At 69.5% G+C, this 20,231-nt stretch carries 20 protein-coding genes; 9 read left to right on the top strand and 11 right to left on the bottom strand.

What is annotated here, in order from left to right:
* Positions 1-140 precede the first annotated feature (140 nt).
* From VFK57_09535 to VFK57_09485, 11 genes are all read right to left on the bottom strand, one after another.
* Positions 141-740 (bottom strand): hypothetical protein, encoded by a 600-nt coding sequence (locus VFK57_09535; protein HET7695936.1) that lies wholly within the window; start codon positions 738-740, stop codon positions 141-143.
* Between the two features lie 143 nt (positions 741-883).
* A complete protein-coding gene (locus VFK57_09530; GenBank protein HET7695935.1) occupies positions 884-1,936 on the bottom strand; it encodes a DUF4097 family beta strand repeat-containing protein in 1,053 nt (350 codons plus the stop codon).
* A gap of 47 nt (positions 1,937-1,983) precedes the next feature.
* A complete protein-coding gene (locus VFK57_09525; protein ID HET7695934.1) occupies positions 1,984-2,721 on the bottom strand; it encodes a zf-HC2 domain-containing protein in 738 nt (245 codons plus the stop codon).
* Between the two features lie 44 nt (positions 2,722-2,765).
* Positions 2,766-3,374, bottom strand: coding sequence for an RNA polymerase sigma factor (locus VFK57_09520; protein HET7695933.1), 609 nt, complete (start codon positions 3,372-3,374; stop codon positions 2,766-2,768).
* Between the two features lie 5 nt (positions 3,375-3,379).
* Positions 3,380-3,694, bottom strand: coding sequence for an MGMT family protein (locus tag VFK57_09515; protein ID HET7695932.1), 315 nt, complete (start codon positions 3,692-3,694; stop codon positions 3,380-3,382).
* Positions 3,691-4,452 carry a hypothetical protein gene (locus tag VFK57_09510; protein ID HET7695931.1) on the bottom strand — a complete coding sequence of 254 codons (762 nt, stop codon included), beginning with the start codon at positions 4,450-4,452 and terminating at the stop codon, positions 3,691-3,693. Before VFK57_09510 ends, VFK57_09515 begins: the two co-directional genes overlap by 4 nt.
* Complete coding sequence (locus tag VFK57_09505) at positions 4,449-6,101, bottom strand: M4 family metallopeptidase (GenBank protein HET7695930.1); 1,653 nt, start codon at positions 6,099-6,101, stop codon at positions 4,449-4,451. The genes VFK57_09510 and VFK57_09505 overlap by 4 nt, the downstream gene beginning before the upstream one ends.
* 10 nt (positions 6,102-6,111) lie before the next feature.
* On the bottom strand, positions 6,112-7,731 hold the full coding sequence (locus VFK57_09500) for an alkaline phosphatase family protein (protein ID HET7695929.1): 1,620 nt from the start codon (positions 7,729-7,731) through the stop codon (positions 6,112-6,114).
* Positions 7,732-7,738: 7 nt separating this feature from the next.
* On the bottom strand, positions 7,739-8,191 hold the full coding sequence (locus VFK57_09495) for a hypothetical protein (GenBank protein ID HET7695928.1): 453 nt from the start codon (positions 8,189-8,191) through the stop codon (positions 7,739-7,741).
* A 7-nt stretch (positions 8,192-8,198) separates the two neighbouring features.
* Positions 8,199-9,584, bottom strand: coding sequence for an HD domain-containing phosphohydrolase (locus VFK57_09490; protein HET7695927.1), 1,386 nt, complete (start codon positions 9,582-9,584; stop codon positions 8,199-8,201).
* Between the two features lie 7 nt (positions 9,585-9,591).
* The gene (locus VFK57_09485; GenBank protein HET7695926.1) at positions 9,592-11,796 is read right to left on the bottom strand and encodes a HEAT repeat domain-containing protein; all 2,205 of its coding nucleotides are present in this window, start codon (positions 11,794-11,796) and stop codon (positions 9,592-9,594) included.
* Between the two features lie 42 nt (positions 11,797-11,838).
* On the opposite strand from VFK57_09485, the gene VFK57_09480 reads away from it, so the two are divergent.
* From VFK57_09480 to VFK57_09440, 9 genes are all read left to right on the top strand, one after another.
* Positions 11,839-13,155, top strand: coding sequence for a thymidine phosphorylase (locus VFK57_09480; protein HET7695925.1), 1,317 nt, complete (start codon positions 11,839-11,841; stop codon positions 13,153-13,155).
* Positions 13,155-14,537, top strand: a complete 1,383-nt coding sequence (locus tag VFK57_09475; GenBank protein HET7695924.1) for a nucleoside transporter C-terminal domain-containing protein — start codon at positions 13,155-13,157, stop codon at positions 14,535-14,537. Before VFK57_09480 ends, VFK57_09475 begins: the two co-directional genes overlap by 1 nt.
* 3 nt (positions 14,538-14,540) lie before the next feature.
* Positions 14,541-15,383, top strand: coding sequence for a purine-nucleoside phosphorylase (locus VFK57_09470; protein ID HET7695923.1), 843 nt, complete (start codon positions 14,541-14,543; stop codon positions 15,381-15,383).
* Positions 15,370-15,927, top strand: coding sequence for a cytidine deaminase (locus tag VFK57_09465; GenBank protein HET7695922.1), 558 nt, complete (start codon positions 15,370-15,372; stop codon positions 15,925-15,927). Before VFK57_09470 ends, VFK57_09465 begins: the two co-directional genes overlap by 14 nt.
* 16 nt (positions 15,928-15,943) lie before the next feature.
* Complete coding sequence (gene mtnA / locus VFK57_09460) at positions 15,944-16,999, top strand: S-methyl-5-thioribose-1-phosphate isomerase (protein HET7695921.1); 1,056 nt, start codon at positions 15,944-15,946, stop codon at positions 16,997-16,999.
* Positions 17,000-17,137: 138 nt separating this feature from the next.
* Complete coding sequence (gene tsaD, locus VFK57_09455) at positions 17,138-18,280, top strand: tRNA (adenosine(37)-N6)-threonylcarbamoyltransferase complex transferase subunit TsaD (protein ID HET7695920.1); 1,143 nt, start codon at positions 17,138-17,140, stop codon at positions 18,278-18,280.
* 36 nt (positions 18,281-18,316) lie between these two features.
* Positions 18,317-18,730 carry a secondary thiamine-phosphate synthase enzyme YjbQ gene (locus tag VFK57_09450; protein HET7695919.1) on the top strand — a complete coding sequence of 138 codons (414 nt, stop codon included), beginning with the start codon at positions 18,317-18,319 and terminating at the stop codon, positions 18,728-18,730.
* 2 nt (positions 18,731-18,732) lie between these two features.
* Positions 18,733-19,539 carry a hypothetical protein gene (locus tag VFK57_09445; protein HET7695918.1) on the top strand — a complete coding sequence of 269 codons (807 nt, stop codon included), beginning with the start codon at positions 18,733-18,735 and terminating at the stop codon, positions 19,537-19,539.
* A gap of 3 nt (positions 19,540-19,542) precedes the next feature.
* A complete protein-coding gene (locus tag VFK57_09440; GenBank protein ID HET7695917.1) occupies positions 19,543-20,112 on the top strand; it encodes an HD domain-containing protein in 570 nt (189 codons plus the stop codon).
* Positions 20,113-20,231 lie beyond the last annotated feature (119 nt).

The raw sequence follows: 20,231 nt of genomic DNA, 5'->3' as shown, positions 1-20,231 counted from the left end.
CTGGCGGGCATTGGGCCGAACTCTCCGCCCGACGGCGAGCGAAGCGAGTCTCTTCCTTGCCCCTGGCCCTTGGCCCGACAGGGAGCGAAGCGACCCTCTTCCAGGCCCTCAGCCCGATAGCGAGCGAAGCCAGAACAACGTTAGCTGTTCGGTAGATGTACCAAGTAGTAATTGCCCGCCTTGTTGAACCAGACCCGAACGTAGTCGCCGCCCTTCAGCGTTTCGACCTTCGCGCCGCCTGACGGGGGCGGGGTGTCCTTCTGGACCAGCTTGGCTTCGGTCGCGGGGACGATGGAGACCACTTCGCGGCCGACGACGGTGCCGCCCTTGACGAATTCGACCCAGCGTTCGAGCTTCTCGCTGGCGCCGCGGGCGTCTGGTTTTGCTTCGTCGGCGGTCAGTCGTACCTGGTAGCTGCCGGCGGCGATGTCCTTGCCGTCCACCTTCACGCCCTTCGGCAGGCGAACCGTGCCGAGCACCATCGCGCCCGGTGCGGTCGGTTCTTCCGCGGTCGTCGGCTGGGCCTTCGGCGACCGGGTTTCGGCCGCGCTCTCGGCGGCAGCCTGACGGCGCGGCCGCTGTGCCGCAGGCTTGTCGGCGGTCTGGGTCGTGCCGGTCGTCTTCGGGGCGCCGGCCGCCGGCTTCGGGGCCGGGGGCTGCGACGCGGGCGCCTGCGCCATGGCCGCACCAGCGAGGGCCACGCCCGCGACGAGGGTGCCTGCAATCACGAACTGCTTCATCTCTGCCTCCAAGCTTCTGTCTGTATCGGATTATATCGGGACAGACAGAACCGAGCGTGAATGTAGCAAGGGGAGTGCCACCAAGCTGAACGGTTGCGAGCCGGAAGGCTGGACGAGCGGGGCCGCCGGACGTCGCCCTGGAGCTACCGCCTGGAGAGCACGATCGATCCGCTGAACGTCGTGAGATCCAGCATGGCGCTGCCGTCGCCGAAGGTGCCGCTCAACTCGCGCCGCCGCCGGTTGCCCTCGCCGCCGCCGCGAATGGTGATCTGCAGATCGGTGTGGACGATGTTGCCGGAGAAGGAGTTCGCGTCGATCTCGAAGCCGGTGTTGCCGCTGAGCATGAGGCGGATTTCGCCGGAGAACGAATTGAGCTCGTAGCGTCCGCCGCGGGCGAGCGCGCCGGCGAACACCACGCTGCCGCTGGTCGAGCTCGCGTCGACGCGATCGCACTGCAGCTCTTCGAGCTTGATGCTGCCGCTCACGGTCGAGGCTTCGACCCGGCGGGCGGTGACGCGCCGCAGGATGACGTCGCCGCTCACGCTGCCGGACTCGAGCGCGCCGTCGGTCTGCGCGTCGGTGATTTCCACCGTGCCGGAGATGGACTTCGCGGCGCTGATCCGCGCCGCGCCCGAGATGCGGACGTCGCCGCTCACCGTGTTGGCGCTGACGTCCCCCTTGATGTCGGCGATCTTCACGTTGCCGGAAATCGATTCGATCGAGAGCCGGGTGCCGGCGGGCGCGGTGACGTTGTAGGCGACGCTGACGCTGAAGTTGCGGCGGTTGTTGCGCCCGGCGTCGCTCGGATAGCGCGTCCGCACGTCGGTGCGCCCGGCCCGCTCGGTCACCTCCACCTGCACCAGCTGCAGCTGCTCGCGGGCGTCCCCCTGATCGCGGCCCCGCGCCGTCTTGACGATTTCCACCGTCGCGTCGGATCCGCCGCCGCGCGTGACGGTGATGTCGCCGGCGATGTTGCCGAGACCGAGCACGCCGTTGGCTCCCAGCTTCAGCGTCCGCGTGGTCCGCTCGACCTGCTCCTCGCGGTTGCTGGCATCGCGCCGCTGATAGGCCGCGGCAATCGCCCGGACTTTCTCCCGCGCCACGATCCGCTCGGGATAGACCTGCGCGCCCGCCCCCGGCGGCGCCGCAAGCAGCGCCACCATCACGAACCCGCTGTAGCTAGCTGCACGTCTCATCAGATTCCCAAATTTCCAGATTTCCAGATTTCCAAATTTCCAAATCCCTACGAGGATTTGTTCACCAGCTGCGCCGCGGCGGCGTTGTTGCCCTTGCGCATCTCGTTGATCAGCGTGATCGTGTCCTGCAGCAGCGCGACCTTGGAGCGGAGCGCCTGGAAGAGCGTTTCCCGCGCCGCCACGCTCGACGGCTCGGCGGTCACCGCGGCGCGGTTCTCGGCAATCGCCTGATCGATGATGCCGAGATTCTTGTCGATCGTCGCGGACGTGTCGGGATCGAGCGCCTGCTGGTTCGCCTTCGCCACCTTCTCCAGCTCCGCAATCGCCTTCTCGAACTGCTGCTGCGCCGTGTCCACGTCGTTCTGCACTGCTTCGACGGAGCGCGCCGGCGCCGCGTTGCCGGGGGCCGCTCCGTTCGACGCGCTCTGCGGCGGCGCCGCGGTGAAGCGCGGAAGCAGCAGCACCGTGGCGGCGATCACCAGAATCACCGCCGCCGCGGCCGCGAGCCCGGTGCGGTACGACCACCACCGTGCCGCCGCGGGCATCGGCGCATCGGCGATCCGCCCTTCCTGACGCAGGCGGCCGGCGATCTGCAGCCACGCGCCGTCCGGCGGATCGAGCGCCGGCAGCGCCGCGGCGGCGTCATGAATCCGCCGCAGATCCTCGAGCAGCGCGCGGCAGGCGTCGCACGTGTCGACGTGCAGCTCGAGCTCCGCCCGGCGGATCGAGCCGATCGTGCCGTCCACGGCCTCGTGGATCGAGTTCAGATACTGCGGACACGCCATAAGGTGATGCCTGTCGATCGCTGCCTTCCGCTCTCCGCCGGCCGCTACTTTCGCAGGAGGCCTCTGAGGCGCAGGCGCGCCTTGTGCACCTGCGACTTCGACGTCCCCTCCGCGATTCCCAGCACTTCGGAGACCTCCTTGTGCTCGAGGCCTTCCACGTCGTGCAGCAGGAACGCGGCGCGGCAGCCGTCCGGCAGCTCCGCCAGCGCGCGCTCGAGATCGATGCGATCGATCGCGCGATCCGCAAGGCGGTGCCCCCCGGCATCCGCCAGCAGCGTCGCGTCGTCCAGCCCGTCGGTGAGCTGGCCGGTGCGCGCCGCCCGGCTCCGGACGTAGTCGAGCAGCTGGTTCATCGCCAGCCGGTACAGCCACGTGCCGAGCGCCGACTCCCCGCGGAAGCTCTGGAGCTTCCGGTGCGCGGAGAGGAAAATCTCCTGGAGCTGATCCTCGGCATCCGACTGGTTGCCGAGCATGCGCATCGCCAGGCTGAACAGCCGGCCCGAGTGCTGGCGATACAGCTCCTCGAACGCGCCCAGCTCGCCGTTCCGGCACCGCTCCACCAGCCGGAGTTCCGCGCCGCGGGGATCCCCGGGAGCCGAGCCGTGCCCTGTCAACTTAGACGTCGCCATGGTCGCGCCGCGTTGCCCGGTCACGGCAACTACTTACGATAACTGTAACGTTTCCGATCGAATTCGCGGATTCGGCTGCCGGACACCGGCACCCCCTCGGCGGCCAGCAACGCCCGTTTCATTCCCTCGCTGCCGCCATATCCGCCCAGGCGCCCGCCGGCGGCGACGACGCGATGACACGGCACGCCGGGAACCCGGCAGCCTTTCATGATGTTGCCGACCGCGCGCGCCGCACGCGGGACGCCGGCGGCGGCGGCCACGTCGCCGTAGGTGGCGACACGGCCCGCCGGAATCCGCCGCACCATCGCCAGCACGCGCCGCCGGAAGTCCGGACGCGACGTCAAAAGTACAGCCTCACCCCCGCCGACGCCTGAACGCCGCCGGCGTCGATCGAGACCCGGCGGGTGTCCCCCGCGTCGAGCCGCACGCGCGCGCGGGTGAACTGCACCAGCGCGCCGGCGCCCAGGCGGCGCCCGAACGCCCAGCTGACGTCCGCGCCGGCGTGGAAACCGGCAGCCCCGCGCGTGGCGCGGCGCGTCGTCGCGCCGGTGAACTCGGCGGTGTCGTAGGGATACGTTTCCGAGAACTGCACGGCGGTGACGAGCGTCTGCTCCACGTTCAGGAACGACGGTCCGGCGGCGAGCAGGATGCGCAGCCGGTCCGACACCGGCTGCATCCACCCGATCAGCAGGTGCGCGCCGGTCTCGCCGCGGAGCGCGCTCGTCGTCCCTTCGATCCGGCGGAACTGGTTGTCGAAGAACGGATGCGGCAGCTGCGCCTGCACCCGGGCGCTGCGGCGCTGGCTGAAACGCGTCACGGCCGCGCCGAGGGTGACGCGCTTCCACACGCGATATCCCCCGCGGACGTCGACGAGAACCCCCGCCTTCAGCGGATAGTCGACGGTGACGCGTTCCGTCTCGGTGTAGAGCGGCAGTTCGAACGCATCGTCGACGCCGGTTCCGCCGGTCTGCACGCCGCCGCCGGCGCTCAGCCAGATCCGCTCCGGCCAGCGACCCTGCGCGCGCGCGGCCGTCGCCGGCGCGAGGACGAAGACCATCGCGGCCGCCGCGACCAGCATGCCCTGCACGCGCGCGGTCCTCAATTGACCCCCACCGCGGTCCACGCCTGCGTCACTGCCCGCTCCGCGTTGCTGTTGGCGCCGAACAGATCGCGCGCCGCCTGGATCGTCGCGGCGCGGGCCAGCGAGAACGTCGCGTTGGCCGGCAGCATCTGCGTGAAGGCCCGGTAGAACACGCGTTCGATCTGCTCGCGGTTCGCGGCGCCGACGCCCTGCACGCCGAGTCCGGACGTGCGGTTGGTGCCGCCCTCGACGGCGAGATAGAACGCGTGGTTGGCGATGCCGGAATTGATGTGAACGCCGCCGTTGTCCTGCGTGCCGAGGAACCGGCGCGAATAGTGATCGGGATCGCCGTGCAGTTGCGGGTTCTCCATCGATCGCAGGCCGCCCGGCCTGGCGATGTCTTCGCCGCACAAGTAGTCCGCCCGCAGATCCCCGCTGCCTGCCGGCTGGAAGAAGAACTCGACGCTGGTGCCGATGATGTCCGAGAACGCCTCGTTGAGCGCGCCCGATTCATTGCGGTAGATCAGGTCCGACGTGAAGTCGGTCACGCCGTGCGTGATCTCGTGCGCGACGATGTCGAGGGCGCCGGAGAAGTGATTCCACGTCTGTCCGCCGAGCGTGAAGCCTTGCGGCAGGCCGACGCCGTACACCATCACCCCGCCGCCGGCGTAGAACGCATTCACGAAGAAGTCGGGGAACAGGTTGAAGTACTGCGACACGTCCTGCGCCGTGCGCCGCACCGGATTGACCAGGCTGCGGATCCGAATGTTGTTGTTGTCGAGCCCGCGCCGGCCGAATCGCTTGAAGTAGTAGTCGTAGGTGTAGCCGGCGTAGACGTGGGCATCGGTCACCGCGCCGTCGGTCCAGGTATTGTCCGCGTCGGCGGCGACGTCGGTGGCGTTCTGCGCCAGCCGGCCGTCGAGATAGTTCAGGGTCCGCGTCGGATCCCCTTTCATGTCGTCGGTCTCGACCAGCGGCGGCCTCAGCAGGTCGCGCGCCGTGAAGTTCCCGCTGGCGCCGCTGACGCTGATCTTCTTGCTGTCGCCGAGCACGCCGGTGCCGCGCCCGACGACGCTCTGCGTCTGCCGGTCGCTGTACTGCCGCAGCAGCGCGCCGCTCTGCGCGTCCAGGAAGTACTGCACGATGTCGACGCGATCGGTGACGCCGCGCATCCGCCACGCCAGCCGGAAGGTGTCGCCGTCGTCGATCGGCAGCACGACCAGTTCCGGCTCGTTGTCGCCGGCCTGCTCGAGCCCGGCAAGCTCGGTGACCGTCGCCTTGACCGCCTCGGGCGTGATTGCCGGGTTCGACGAGATGTCGATCCCGCCGTAGATGTGCCCGAACATCGACAGTACGACCCCCTGGTGGTCGAGCTGGCGGCTGATGTCCGCGCCGAACACGCGGACGCCGCGGTAGTACTGGTCGGCCCGCTCGACGCGGCGCCCCGGCAGCTGCGTATCCTCGCGAACCTGCCGGACGCGAAGCTCGCCGCTCCGCAGCATCGATTCGGCGATCGGGTCCCACTGCCGCAGGTCCTGCAGCGAGCCGGCGGCGAAGGTCGCCGCCCGTCCCGGCGCGCGCGGTCCCTGCGCGGAGGGCGCCGGGACGATGAGAGCCGCCAGCGTCGCCGCCATGCCGGCGGCGATTGAAGCCTTGCGCGATCGCGTCATAGCGTTCCTTTCAGCGCTTCTTCAACGCCGAGGTGAGGACGCGGCCGTCCGGCGACGGCAGTTGCACGCCGACCATCGACGCAATCGTCACGGCGAGATCCGCCGGCGTGGCGCTCTCGTTCCGTGTGCCGGGCTGGATGCCGGCGCCGTAGAGCAGCACCGGCACGCGCTGATCGTACGGATACAGCGTCCCGTGCGTCGTCCCCGCCGCGGTGAACAGCCAGTTCTCCTTCGGCTGCACCAGGAGGTCGCCGCTGCGTCCGGGGTAGTGGCTCAGCGCGACCGCCCGCAGGATGCGATCCTTCGACGTCCGGGCGGCGGCGGCCGCTGCCTCATCACTCCAGAGCACGCGCTCGATGCCCGGCAGCGCCGAGACGGCGCGCACCACGGCCTTCATCGCGTCCGCGCTTCCCTTGACGCGATCGTAGATTCCGGGCTTGAAGTAGATCTCGCCGCCGCTCGTCGCCGCGATATAGGGCCCTTCGCCGCCGAGCAGCGGCTTGAGCGCGGTCTCGACCGCACCGCGCACGCCCGCCATCGACGTCCGTCCCGCCCCCTGGACCTGCTCGGGGAAGTCCGCCACGCCATGGTCGGCGCCGAAGGCGACCACGTAGTTGTCCGGCCCGACGGTCTTGTCGAGGTGATCCAGCAGCTTGCCGATCGTGGCGTCGAGCCGCACCAGCGTGTCCTGCACCTCGTGGCTGCGCGGGCCGAACGCATGGCCGATCGCATCCACCATCGAGAAGCTGACGCCGAGGAAATCGGTGCGATCCTCGGTGCCGAGATCCATCTCGTCGATGGCAGCCCGCGCCATGTCACCCAGGTAGGCGTCGGCGAACGGCGACTGCGTCCAGTGCAGCGTGTACACCGCGTCGCTGGCCTGCCCCATGGCATGCGGGAAGGCGGCGGTCCATCCTCCCGAGCCGCGCTCCAGTTCGATGTCGTCCTGGTATTGATAGCGCTCGGGAGGCAGCGCGCGCTCCCACGCCTTGTCGGCGTCGCGCGTCACCGGGTTCGCCTTGAGGAAATCGGCAAACCACTTCACCGGGGCGTCGCTGAACGCGTTCGACGTCTCCCACGCGCCGCGATCGCCGAACCAGGTGACGAAATCGCCCGAGTGCCCGGCCAGCCCGATCGCCGACCGCGCCTTCATCGACATCGTCGCGACGCGCGACTTGAGCTGTCCGCGCATGACTTCGGCGAGGGTCGGGGCCATCATCCATTTGGCGCTGTCGCCGGGGCCCGAGGACGTGGGAGCGTAGCTCACTTCGAGCGAGTCGGGATCCGCCGTGCAGGTGACGGCCCGCTCGGTGGCGCGGTCGTACCACGCGTTGGCGACCATCCCGTGCCGGTAGGGGAACGTCCCCGTGCCGATCGTCGCGTGGCCGGGGCAGGTGATCGTCCCCTGGTACGGGTACGCGGCGTTGCGGAACCACGCGCCGCGCGTCGTCAAGCGCTTGAGGCCGTGCTCGAGCAGGTCGGCGTAGCGCACCGGGTAGTCGGCGCGCATCTGGTCCACGACGATGAACACCACCAGCTTCGGCCGGGCGCTCTGCGCCGGTTGTGCGCCGAGCCGGCCGGTGATCGGAAAGGTGAGCAGAAGCAGAATCGCGAGCACGGCTTTCTTCATGAATTCATCACCGGCGGAGAACGGGGACGTAGCACACGGCCCCGATGAACACATCGTATATGGCGCAGCCGACGGCATACCACCTGGGGGCGAGCGCGTCCGGCAGCAGTCCCGGCCGGTGGGCGATGTCGACGATCGCGTGGGCGGCAAAGGCGAGCGCCACGATGGTCAGCGCCTGCCGCGGCTCGCGGAGCATCGCCACCGCGGCGACCAGCATGAAGCTGGCGGAGACCGCGATGTCGAGCCCCACGCCGGGATCGTTCTCGCGCCCGACGGCGAACCCGATATAGGCGCCGGCGGAGAGAGTGAGCAGCAGCGCCGCCATCTGCGCCAGCCGCATCTCGGCGATCATGCGCTCGGGCGACGCGGTGGGGATCGCGGAGGTCCGGATCGCCTGCCAGGCGAGGCCCAGCCCGAACGCGCCGAAGGCGACGAGAACGGTGCGCAGCGCTTCGCTCACGGAGGACTCAATTCTCCAGGAAGTTGAGCGGATCGATGTGGTAGTCGGCCGGATCCACCGGGGCGACGACGCTCGGCAGGCCCGGCCCGCCGCGATCGCGCTGCGGCTCCCAGAGATTGCGCTCGAACGGCAGCTCGAGGCGCGCCCCCTCCGCGTTGAAGAGCACGCGGACGCGCGGCCGGCGCGGATCCGGCGCGTGCACGTGCAGGACCACGGCGATCTCGCCGGTGCTCAGCTTGACGAGATTGCCGGGCGGATAGATGCCGAGGATCTGCACGAAGCGGCGCACCAGATGCGGATCGAGCTGCGAGCCCTCGTTTCGCCTGAGCACCGCGAGAATGCGGTCGGTGGGGTGCGCCTGCTGATAAGCGCGCTGCGAGCGCATCGCGTCGTAGACGTCGGAGATGGCGCACAGCATCGACCCGAGGTTCATCGCGTCGCGCCTGGCGATGCTCGGGTAGCCGGAGCCGTCCAGCCGCAGGTGGTGCTCGAACGCCACGATCGGGGCGAGGATGGGCATCTCGGGCGTGCGCCGCAGGATCTCGGCGCCGTCCACGACGTGGCGCCGCATGATGACGAACTCGTCGTCGGTCAGCTTGCCGGGCTTGTTCAGGATCTCCTTCGGCGTGCGCACCTTGCCGATGTCGTGCATCAGCGCCGACATGCCGAACTCGCGCAGCAGCTTGCCGTCGATGCCGAGCGCCCGGGCCTGCGCCATGGCGAGGATCGACACGTTCACCATGTGGGTGAAGGTGTAGTTGTCGTAGTTGCGCATTGCGGTGAGCGCCATGAGCGCGGTGCGGTTCTGGGTGACCGCGTCGGCGAGGCCGTCCACCGTCTGCAGCGCGGCGGGCGCGTCCGGCACCCCTTCCTTTTCCGCGCTTTCCCACACCACTTCCGCTGTCTCGACGGCCCCCGCGTACATCTGGCGGATGGCGGCGATGTCGCTCGCCAGTCCGTCGCGCTTCTTCTCGTCTTCGCTCTTCAGCCGGCCGACGCGGATGTGCGCGGACGACAGCTCCTTCTCGGTGTCCCCGCCTTTGGTGCTGAGACGGGCGAGGTTCTGCAGCAGCGCGGCGAGCTCGTCCTGCGTCACGCCGCGCTCGAAGGCGATCCGCTCCACCTTGTTGTCCTTGAACTTGCGGATCAGCTCCGTCATCGTCGTGCTGATCTTGTGCATCGGCGTGTCGGCGACCACGAGGTCGCTGCCGACGATGCCGACGGTGATCGAGTGCTGCTGCTGGTGAAGGGTGGCGAGCACGCCGACCAGCCCCACCATGTTGCGCGCGACCAGCGGGTGATCGACCGCGTACAGCGTCGAGTTGCGCACGCCGGACGCCATCCGGCGGAGCAGATCCTCGTACAGCAGGATGCGGGAGGGGGCTTCGCTCATCGCATCCTCATCCCAGCCGCTTCAATTCGGTCCGGGCGGCGGTGCGCACGCCGCGGCGGCCGCGCGTGGAGGCGTCGCGCAGCGCGGCGAGTGCCGCGGGCGTGCCGATGCGCCGCAGCGCGGCGGCGGCCGCGGCGCGCGTGCGCCGGGTCCGCCACGGCGCGAACCAGTCGCCGTGCTGCAGCGCGTCCTTGAGCGCTTCGACGGCATCGGGACCGCCGAACGATCCGAGCGCGTCGATCGCGGTCACGTAGACGTTGGCGAACGCCTTGCGATCGATGTGGCGCACCAGGTAGGAGAACAGCGGCGCGGCGCGCTCGTCGCGCATCGCCGTCATCTCGGCGATCAGCGTTTCGCGCGGACGGCCGCTCGCCGCGGTGAGCGCCTGCAGCAGAATCCGGGACGCCGCATCAGTGCCGTTCAGGATCAGCGCCTGGATGGCTTCGCGCTGGACCAGCGGCTCGGTGTCGGTGAGCAGCGGCTGGAGCTCGCGCAGCCCTTCGGCGCCGCCGAACTCGCGGAGCAGGAACGCCGCCGTGCGGCGCACTTCCCAGTTCGCCGCGTGCATCAGCTGCTGCACGGATTCCCGTCCCGCCGCGCCGAACTCGACCAGGATGTCGCGCAGGCGGCGGCGCGAGCGGGCGTCCTGCTCGGCCGACAGCGCTTCGGCGAGCGTCGGAATGACCGCCGGCCCGATGCGGTGCGCGAGGCGTTTGAGGCGCTCGTAGGTGAGATCGTCCGCCGTGCGCAGCAGCTTCGCCGCGTGCCGGATCATCGCGCCGCGGCCGAGCCGCTCGAGCACGGCGCGCGCGGCGGCCTCGCGCGCCGGCACGCGCTGGCCCTCGGTCGCGACCGCATCGGCCAGCGTCAGCGCCTGATCGAAGTAGCCGACGCGCACCAGATCCTCCGCGTGCCCCATGACGGTGTCGGCGATGTCGCGCCACCGCGCCGCGTCCTGCTCGATCGACAGCAGATCGCGCAGCAGCAGGTGGTCGAGCGCCCGCAGCGCGCCGTCGCTGACCGTCTCCAGCCACGCGGCGATCCGCTCCGGCGGATCGTCGCTGATTTCTTCGACGTCCACGGCGCGCGCCCGCGCTCCGCTCAGCTCCTTGGCATACTCGTCGGAGACGAACTTCTTGTCGGAGTACGACGTCAGCATCGACTCGACCTTCTGCCAGAGCTCCTGGAACGCCGCCTCCTGCCCAATCTCCGAGGCCGCGACCTCGTCGTGCGCCAGCGAGAGGAGCTGCCGCTGGCGATCGACGTCGGGGACGAGCGCCTGGAACGCCTGCGCCAGGCGATCGGTCGGTCCGCGCTCCGAGATGACCGAGGTGGACACGAACTGCGCCACCGTGTTGTCGCTCAGCCGGTGGACCATCGCGTTGACGACGTCCACGGTGCCGGCCATCGATTCGGGCTGGCCGCGGCGCATCAGCAGTTCGAGCATCGCTTCGGCAGACAGCCGACCCGCCACGCCGCCGACCTGGCGCAGCGTCTGATCGAGCTGCGCCGGGTTCGTCCTGCCGACGTACTCGGCCAGTCCGCGCAGCAGGTTGACGAAGGCGTCGATGCGCACCGAGCCGGGCGTGTTCTCGGTCCGTTTCTCGAGCGCCGCCATCAGCCCGGCGAGGCGGGCGGGGTCGCCGACGATCTCGAGCAGCATCCGCATGCCGGACTCGTCCAGCTCGAGCTGCGCCCCGCTCAGCGCGGCGGAAATCAGACGATCCGCGATCGCCTCGTCCCCCTGCTTTTCGCGCAGCACCTCGGCGTAGTCGATTTCGACGATTTCGAGACTGGGCCCGCCGGCGGTGGCCCACAGGCTGGCGATGCCGCCGTCGGCCCGGACTTCCTCCGCGGGGCGCGACACCAGCATCAGCAGGGTGCGCCATGAATCGGCGTTGGCGCCGGCGTTCAGCGTCAGGCTGCCGATCAACTGGCGGCGCAGCACTTCGGCGAGCTCGCCGATCGCGGCGTCCGGTTTGGCCGGGGCGGCGTTGTTGACGACGATGGCGTGCGGACGCACCTCCATCCGGAACGGCCCGCCGGCGGTCAGCGTCACCGTGAGTTCGCTGAGACGCGCCAATGTCGTGCCGATCGCCGGATGGGCGGGCGGATAGAGCGAGACGGCCCGTAAGGCGGCTTTGCACGCCCGCGCGAATTCCGCGAGCCGCAGCGACGTCACGGCGTCCAATGGGGTGCGGGCGTCCGTCATGCCAAGGGAAACGGTGCCGTGAATTATACTCTTGGCGCTTCCATGCGGGCCGTCGATCTTATTCGCATCAAAAGGGATGGAGGCCCGCTGGATCGCGCTGCGCTGGACTGGTTCATCGCGGGCGTGACCGACGGGTCCCTGCCCGACTACCAGACGGCCGCTCTCCTGATGGCCATCGTCCTCCGCGGCATGACCGCCGCGGAGACGGCGGCGCTCACCGACGCGATGGTCCGATCCGGCGTTCGCGTCGATTATCCCGGGCTGCCGGGGGTCGCCGTCGACAAGCACAGCACCGGGGGCGTCGGCGACAAGACGTCGATCATCCTCGCGCCGCTCGCCGCCGCCTGCGGCGCCGCCGTGCCCATGATGTCCGGCCGCGGCCTCGGGCACACCGGCGGCACGCTCGACAAGCTCGAGTCCATTCCCGGCTTCCGGACCGGTCTGGCGCTGGACGACCTCCGCCGCGCCGTCACCACGATCGGCTGCGCGCTGATCGGGCAGACCGCGGACGTCGCCCCGGCGGATCGCAAACTGTATGCGCTGCGCGACGTCACCGGCACCGTCGAGAGCATCCCGCTCATCACCGCGTCGATCATGAGCAAGAAGATCGCCGAGGGGGTGGGCGCGCTGGTGCTGGACGTGAAGTGCGGCGACGGCGCGTTCATGAAGACGGAAGCGGACGCGCGCGCGCTGGCCGAGTCGCTGGTCGCGACCGGCGAGCTGGCCGGCGTGCGCACCGAGGCGCTGCTGACCGCGATGGATGAACCGCTCGGGCGGGCGGTGGGGAACGCGCTCGAGATCGTCGAGTCGATCGAGACCTTGAAGGGACGGGGTCCGTCCGCGCTCGAGGCGCTCTCGGTGGAGCTGGCCGGCCGCATGCTGGTCCTGAGCGGCGTCGCCCCCGACCTGCCGCGCGCCGAAGAGCGGATTCGCGGCGCCCTCCGGTCCGGCGCCGGCGTCGAGAAGTTCCGCGAGATCGTCGCCAATCAGGGGGGAGACCCGCGCGTGCTCGACGACTATTCCCGGTTGCCTGCGGCCCCCGATCGCGACATCATCACCGCACCCCACGACGGCATCGTCACCGCCATGCGCGCCGAAGCGGTCGGCCGCGCCGCGGTCGCGCTCGGCGCCGGCCGCGATCGCCTGGACGCGGTCATCGATCCGGCGGTCGGGTTCATGATCGCCGCGCCGGTCGGGACGCGCGTCGCGAAAGGAGATCCGGTGCTCGAGATTCACCATCGCGCGGGCCGCGGACTGGCGGAGGCGCGCACCCTGCTGTCGTCCGCAATCGAGATCGGCGGCGCCGCGGCGGCGGCGCGGCCCCTCGTGCTGGATCGGATTCAACGGAGGATCGCCTGATGACGTCGTCGGAGCACCCGGTTCACGGCGAGCTGGCGTACCAGCCGCCCAGGCGGCAGCCGTTCGACCGGCGGGATTTCGTCGTGATCGGCAGCGCCGTCCTCGCCGGTGCGATCGTCGCGGCGGCCGCCAACGGCCTCAGCCTGCCGCGGCTGCAGCCGCTCGTCGGCGTCATCCTCATCATGACGATCGCCTACTGTTTCTCGACCAACCGTCGTGCGATCGACCGCCGGACGGTGGCATGGGGGCTCGCGCTGCAGATCGTCTTCGCGCTGATCGTGCTGAAGACCACCGCCGGCCGGGTGGTGTTCCAGCAGCTCGCGGCGATCATCAACAAGCTGCTCGACTTCGCCTTCGTGGGATCGGGGATGGTCTTCGGCCCGCTCGGCAACAAGGAAGTCTGGCCGCGGATCATGACCAACGTGCTGGGTCCCGAAGGGGCTCAGTACGGCGTGGTCTTCGCCTTCCAGGTGCTGCCCACCATCATCTTCATCGCGGCCCTGTTCGCCATCCTCTATTACTTCGGCATCATGCAGCTCGTCGTCCGCTTCTTCGCCGTCATGATGCGGCGGGTGATGCGGGCGAGCGGCGCCGAGTCGCTGAACGTCGCGGCCAGCATCTTCATGGGGCAGACGGAAGCGCCGCTGACCATCCGGCCGTTCATCCCGAAGATGACCGAGTCGGAGCTGATGACGATCATGACCGCCGGCATGGCCCACATCTCCGGCGGCATCATGGCCGCGTACATCCTGTTCGGCATCAGGGCCGAACACCTGCTGACGGCGGTCATCATGACCGCGCCCGGCACGCTGATGATGGCCAAGATGTTCGTGCCCGAGACGCAGCTGCCCGAGACGATGGGGACGGTGCGGCTCGAGGTGGAGCGCACCGATGTCAACGTCATCGACGCCGCCGGCCGCGGCACCAGCGAAGGGCTGGCGCTCGCGCTCAACGTCGGCGCGATGCTGATCTCGTTTCTCGCGCTGGTCGCGCTGGTCAACGCGCTGCTCGGGCTCGCCAACCTCAGCCTCGAACAGATCTTCGGCTGGGTCTTCTCGCCGATCGCCTGGGCGATGGGGGTGCCGTGGCATGACGCCGCCACCGTGGGCAACCTGCTCGGCACGCGCATGGCGCTCAACGAGTTCATCGCCTACGCCAAGCTGGGCCCGATGGCGGGCACCCTGGATCCGAAATCGTTCACGATCGCGACGTTCGCGTTGTGCGGGTTTGCCAATTTCAGTTCGATCGGCATCCAGATCGGCGGCATCGGCGCGCTGGCGCCGTCGCGCCGCCACGATCTCGCCCGGCTCGGGCTGCGCGCCATGTTTGCCGGGACGCTGGCCAACTTCATGACCGCGACCATTGCCGGATTCCTGCTGTGACCGATGGGCGATGAACGGGACGTGATGACGTATCTGCAGCAGGTGGATGCCGCGACCGCGGCGGTGCGGAGCCGGTGCGGCGACGCCCCCGCCGACGTCGCGATCGTGCTGGGGTCGGGCCTCGGCGAGTTCGCCAATCGCCTGCAGGATGCCGTCGCCGCACCCTACGGGGATCTGCCGCATTGGCCGGCGTCGAAGGTGATCGGGCACGAGGGACGCCTCGTGATCGGCCGTCTCGGCGGCCGGCGCGTCGCCGCACTCTCGGGCCGCGCGCACTTCTACGAGGGGCACGACCTGCGGACGGTCACGTTCGCCGCGCGGGTGATGGCCCGGCTCGGCGTCAAGGTGCTGATCCTGACCAACGCCGCCGGCGGCATCAACGTGCAGCTCACCCCCGGCACGCTGATGGTGATCGACGATCACATCAACCTGCTCGGCAGCAATCCGCTCGTCGGCGCCAACGAGGACGCCTTCGGCGTCCGCTTCCCGGACATGACCGAGGTGTATTCGAAGCGGCTGCGCGGCATCGCCGATGCGGTCGCGCGCGACCAGGGGCTGCCGATCGGGCACGGCGTCTACGTCGCCGTCCATGGGCCGAGCTACGAGACCCCCGCCGAAATCCGGTTCCTGCGGACGATCGGCGCGGACGCCGTGGGCATGTCCACAGTGCCGGAGGCGATCGTCGCGCGTCACATGGGGGTCGAGGTGCTGGGAATCTCGTGCATCAGCAACGCCGCGGCGGGTGTGCTGCCGCAGCCGCTCAACCACGACGAAGTCATGGCGGTGGCGCGCCAGGTGCGCGACGCCTTCGCCTCGCTGCTGGAGGGGATCATTGCCCGACTCTGACGGCACCCGTCCCGATCGCGAACGCCGCGTCGGTCCCGCCGACCGGCGCAGCGGCGGCGAGCGCCGCGCCGGCGCCCGGCGTTCCGGATTCGACCGCCGCGGCGAATCCGCCTGGGAACCCATCGTCATCGACGGCGCCGGCGAGCCGGCCGGGGACGCCGCGTCATTGGTGGCCGCCGCGATCGACGCGCGGACCCGCGCCCGCGCGCATTTCTCGAATTTCCAGGTCGGCGCCGCGCTCGAAACCGAGACCGGCCAGGTCGTCACCGGCTGCAACGTCGAGAACGCGACCTACGGACTGACCATGTGCGCCGAGCGCGTGGCGCTCTACAAGGCGCTCTCCGACGGACACGCCGTCTTTACCCGCATCGCGGTGGTGGCGGACACGGCGGACCCGACGCCGCCCTGCGGGTCCTGCCGACAGCTCCTCTGGGAGTACTGCGGTGACGTCGAGGTGGTGCTCGCCAACCTCTCTGAAATCACGCGCCGGGTGCGGCTGTCGGAACTGCTGCCGTTGCCCTTCGACGCGCGCCTGCTGGAATAGCCGGTAAGATACTTTCATGCTCCCGACCATCGATCTCCAGGATGACGTGATCGTCATGGTGGACCAGCGCAAGCTGCCCGCCCAGGAAGTGTACGTGCGCTGCCGCACCGCGCCCGAGGTCGCCAAGGCGATCCGCACGATGGTGATCCGCGGCGCTCCGGCCATCGGCGTGGCCGCGGCCTACGGCATCGCCCTCGGGATGAAGCGGTCGACCGCCAAGGGCACCAATCAATACGCGGTCGAGTTCCAGAAGCTGTGCGACTTGATGGCGGGCACCCGTCCGACGGCGGTCAACCTGTTCTGGGCGATCGATCGCCTCAAGACCGTCTTCGCGGCCGCCGCGCAGGCGGGCGAGTCACCGGACGAGATTTCCGCGCGGCTGCTGCGCGAGGCGCAGGCGATTCACGACGAAGACGTGGCGAACTGCCGGCTGATGGGCGGCCACGGGGCGGCGATCGTGCCCGACAACGCGCGGGTGCTGACCCACTGCAATGCCGGCGCGCTCGCCACCGCCGGGTACGGCTCGGCGCTCGGCGTCATCCGCGCCGCCGTGGAGCAGGGGAAGCGGATCGCGGTGTTCGCCGACGAGACGCGGCCGTTCCTCCAGGGCGCGCGGCTCACCGCGTGGGAGCTGGTCCGCGACGGCATCAATACCACGGTGATCACCGAGAGCATGGCGGGGCCGCTCATGCGCGCGAAGGAGATCGACGTCGTCGTGGTGGGCGCCGATCGCATTGCCGCCAACGGCGATACCGCCAACAAGATCGGCACCTACACGGTTGCCGTGCTCGCGCACGAGCACGGGGTGCCGTTCTACGTCGCCGCGCCGCTGTCGACGATCGATCTCGCGACGCCGAACGGCGACTCGATTCCGATCGAGGAGCGGGATCAGCGCGAGGTCAGCCATTTCGGCTCGTCGCGCATCACGCCGGACGGCGCGCACATCCGCAATCCGGCCTTCGACGTGACGCCGCATCGCTACATCAGCGGTATCATCACCGAGCGCGGCATCCTGCGTCCGCCGTACACGGAGTCGCTGAAGCAGGCGTTCTCGGCGCTCGCCGGCGCCTGAGTACCAGGCTTGACTGACACGAGCCCGCGGCACGCGTAGAAGGCACCAAGGCACAAAGCCACAAAGAACAATGGTTTGTGATCTTCGTGCCTTCGTGCCTTGCTGTGCAGCCGTCGGCTCGTTTCGTAGAGACGGCTGATGAATCTGCTCGCCATCGAAACCTCGTGTGACGAGACCGCGGCGGCGGTGATCGCCGAAACGGCGGATGCCGCGCGTCCCTGGATGCTGCTGTCGAACGTCGTCGCGTCGCAGGCCGCCATCCACCGCGAGTGGGGCGGCGTCGTCCCCGAGCTGGCATCGCGGCAGCACCTGCGGGACATCTGCGGCGTCGTCGAGCAGGCGCTCGCGGACGCCAAGGTCGGATTCGACGATCTGGGGGCGATTGCGGTGACGCAGGGCCCGGGCCTCGTCGGCTCGCTGCTCGTCGGCGTCTCCTTCGCCAAATCGCTGGCGTGGAGCTACGGCCTTCCCCTCGTGCCCGTGCATCACCTCGCCGGGCACATCGAGTCGCTGGTCCTCGCCCACGGCGAGCTGCCATTGCCCGCGGCCGTGCTCGTCGTGTCGGGCGGGCACACCAGTCTGTATTTCATCCGCGAGCCGGGGCGTTACGAGCTGATCGGCCGCACCCGCGACGACGCGGCCGGGGAGGCGTACGACAAGGTGGCGAAGCTGCTCGGCCTCGGCTATCCCGGCGGACCGATCATCGACAGGCTGGCGAAGCAGGGCAACGATCGCGCCTACGCGTTTCCCGTCTCGCGGATGACGCACGCCGATCGCAATCGGCCGGCGCCGACCGCCCCCGCCGGCCTGCTCCCGCCGTCGATCGAACGCCGGGTGGATTTCAGCTTCAGCGGGGTGAAGACGGCGGTCCTGCGCGTGGTGAAGGAGAAGCGAGGTTCGAGGAGCGAGGATCGAGGGGCGGACGATCCTCGAACCTCGAACCTCGACCCTCGAACCTCGATCCTCGATCCTCGCGACGTCAGCGATATCGCGGCGAGCTTTCAACGCGCCGTCGTGGACGCGCTCCTCGACCGCACGTTCGAGGCCGCCCGGTGGCTCGGTGCGCGCAGCCTCGGGATCAGCGGCGGCGTATCGGCGAACAGCCGTCTGCGCGCCGACGCCGAGGCGCGCGGCGCCCGACTGGGGCTGCCGGTGTTCGTCCCGCCGCTGTCGCTCTCGACCGACAACGCGGCGATGATCGGCGCCGCCGGACTCCGCCGCCTGCGCGCCGGCACGACGGCCCCGTGGACGCTCAACGCGGAGGCGTCGCTGCCGCTGTAGATTCCCCAATTTCCAAATTTCCAAATTCCCACATCCATGAAGGTCTTCACCGATTACCTGTGGTTCGACACCAAACAGCGCCAGGAATTCGTCCGCATCACCGACGAGATCGCGTCGCTGGTCAAGAAGAGCGGCGTCCAGGACGGCCTGGCGCTCGTCTCGGCGATGCACATCACGTCCGGCGTGTACGTGAACGACTGGGAGAGCGGACTGATCGAGGATTTTCAGGTCTGGCTGGAGAAGCTGGCCCCGGCGGGGCTGGCGTACAAGCACCATCAGACGGGTGAAGACAATGCCGACGCCCACCTCAAGCGGACGCTGATGGGGCACCAGGTGATGCTGCCGATCACCGGCGGCGCGCTGGATCTCGGGCCATGGGAGCAGGTGTTCTACGCCGAGTTCGACGGCCAGCGGAAGAAGCGCGTGGTCGTGAAGATCATGGGGGCTTAGGTATGCGGCTGGTGGTGATCGCCGGACTGGTGTTGAGCGCCGCCGCCGCGGCGCAGCCGCCCGCGCCGGCGGCGACGCTGAAGGCGACGATCCGCATGAGCATCGCCAGGGTCGACGCGCCGGCGCTGCGCGACGGCGAGAAACCCAGCCCGTATGGCAACTTCGGTCCGCTGCTGACGCAGCTGCTGACGCCCGACGGTCCGGTGGACATCCAGTACGTGATCGCCGGCGATCAGACGCGCGCCGACGTGCAGGGGCGGCTGGCGACGCTGCCCAGGGGGAGCGTCGTCATCCAGAAGATGGGGGACGAGACCATCCGCGTGCTGAACCCGGGGAACAAGACCTGGTACGAGATCCCGGCGAACCAGAATCTCGGCGTGCTGCTCGGCGCGCCGGACGTCTCGATCGAGCCGACCGGCGACAGGGCGACGATCGCCGGGCACCGGGCCGAACGGTTTCGCTTCCGGCAGCAGCTGCGCGTGCCCGTGCCGGAGGGGACGGCGCTGCCGCCGGACTTTCCGCAGAACCTCGAGCTGAGCGGCGATCTGTGGTCGACGGACGCGTTCGCCGGCGCCGGCTACGCCGGCGTCTTCAAGACGCTGCAGGCGTTCGCCGCGATCCCGGGCGTGGAGGCGCTGACCGCCGGCGGGCGCTTCCCGTTGCGCATCGCGCTGCGTTCCACCATCATGCCGGGCTACGAGATTCGCAGCGAGGTCGTGCAGATCGGCCCGACCTCGGCCGAGGCGTCGCAGTTCGAGGTTCCGCGCGGCTACCAGAAGGTGCAGCCGCCAGTCGGTGGAGGGCAGTAGGCGATGGGATTGTCGCGAGAGGACGCCTGGGCGCTGGTCACGGAGTACACGCAGTCCGAGAGCCTGCGCAAGCACATGCTCGGCGTCGAAGCGGCGGTGCGCGGCTACGCGCGGCAGTTCGGCGAGGACGAGGACGACTGGGGCGCGGTCGCGCTGCTGCACGATTTCGACTACGAGCGCTATCCCGATCAGCAGAACCATCCCTTCCGCGGCGTCGAGATCCTGAAGGCGAAGGGCTACCCGGACTGGGTGACCCGCGCGATCCTCTCGCACGCGGACTACTCCGGCGTGCCGCGGGAATCGCGCCTCGAGAAGACGCTCTACGCGTGCGACGAGCTGTCCGGCTTCGTCACCGCGGCGGCGCTGGTGCGGCCGTCGAAGAGCGTCCTGGACCTCGAGGCCCCGTCCGTGATCAAGCGGATGAAGGACAAGGCGTTCGCGCGCGCGGTGAACCGCGACGATCTCAAGCGCGGCGCGGAGGAGCTCGGGCTGCCGCTCGACCAGCACATCGCCAACGTGATCGCGTTCATGCGGGAGAAGGCGGATCAGTTGGGACTGCGGGGGAATTTGTAGCGCCTGCGGCTGTCCAACGGAGGTGGACGGAGGGAACGGTTTCGCTGGAACGGAGCAACGGTGGCAACGGAGGCGAACGTAGAGCCAAAAAATTCTAGCTCCGTTCACCTCCGTTGCCT

The organism is Vicinamibacterales bacterium (assembly GCA_035699745.1).
Taxonomy (GTDB): Bacteria; Acidobacteriota; Vicinamibacteria; order Vicinamibacterales; family 2-12-FULL-66-21; genus JAICSD01.
The sequence above is the reverse complement of the archived record's forward strand: the minus strand, read 5'-3'. Positions and strand labels throughout refer to the sequence as shown.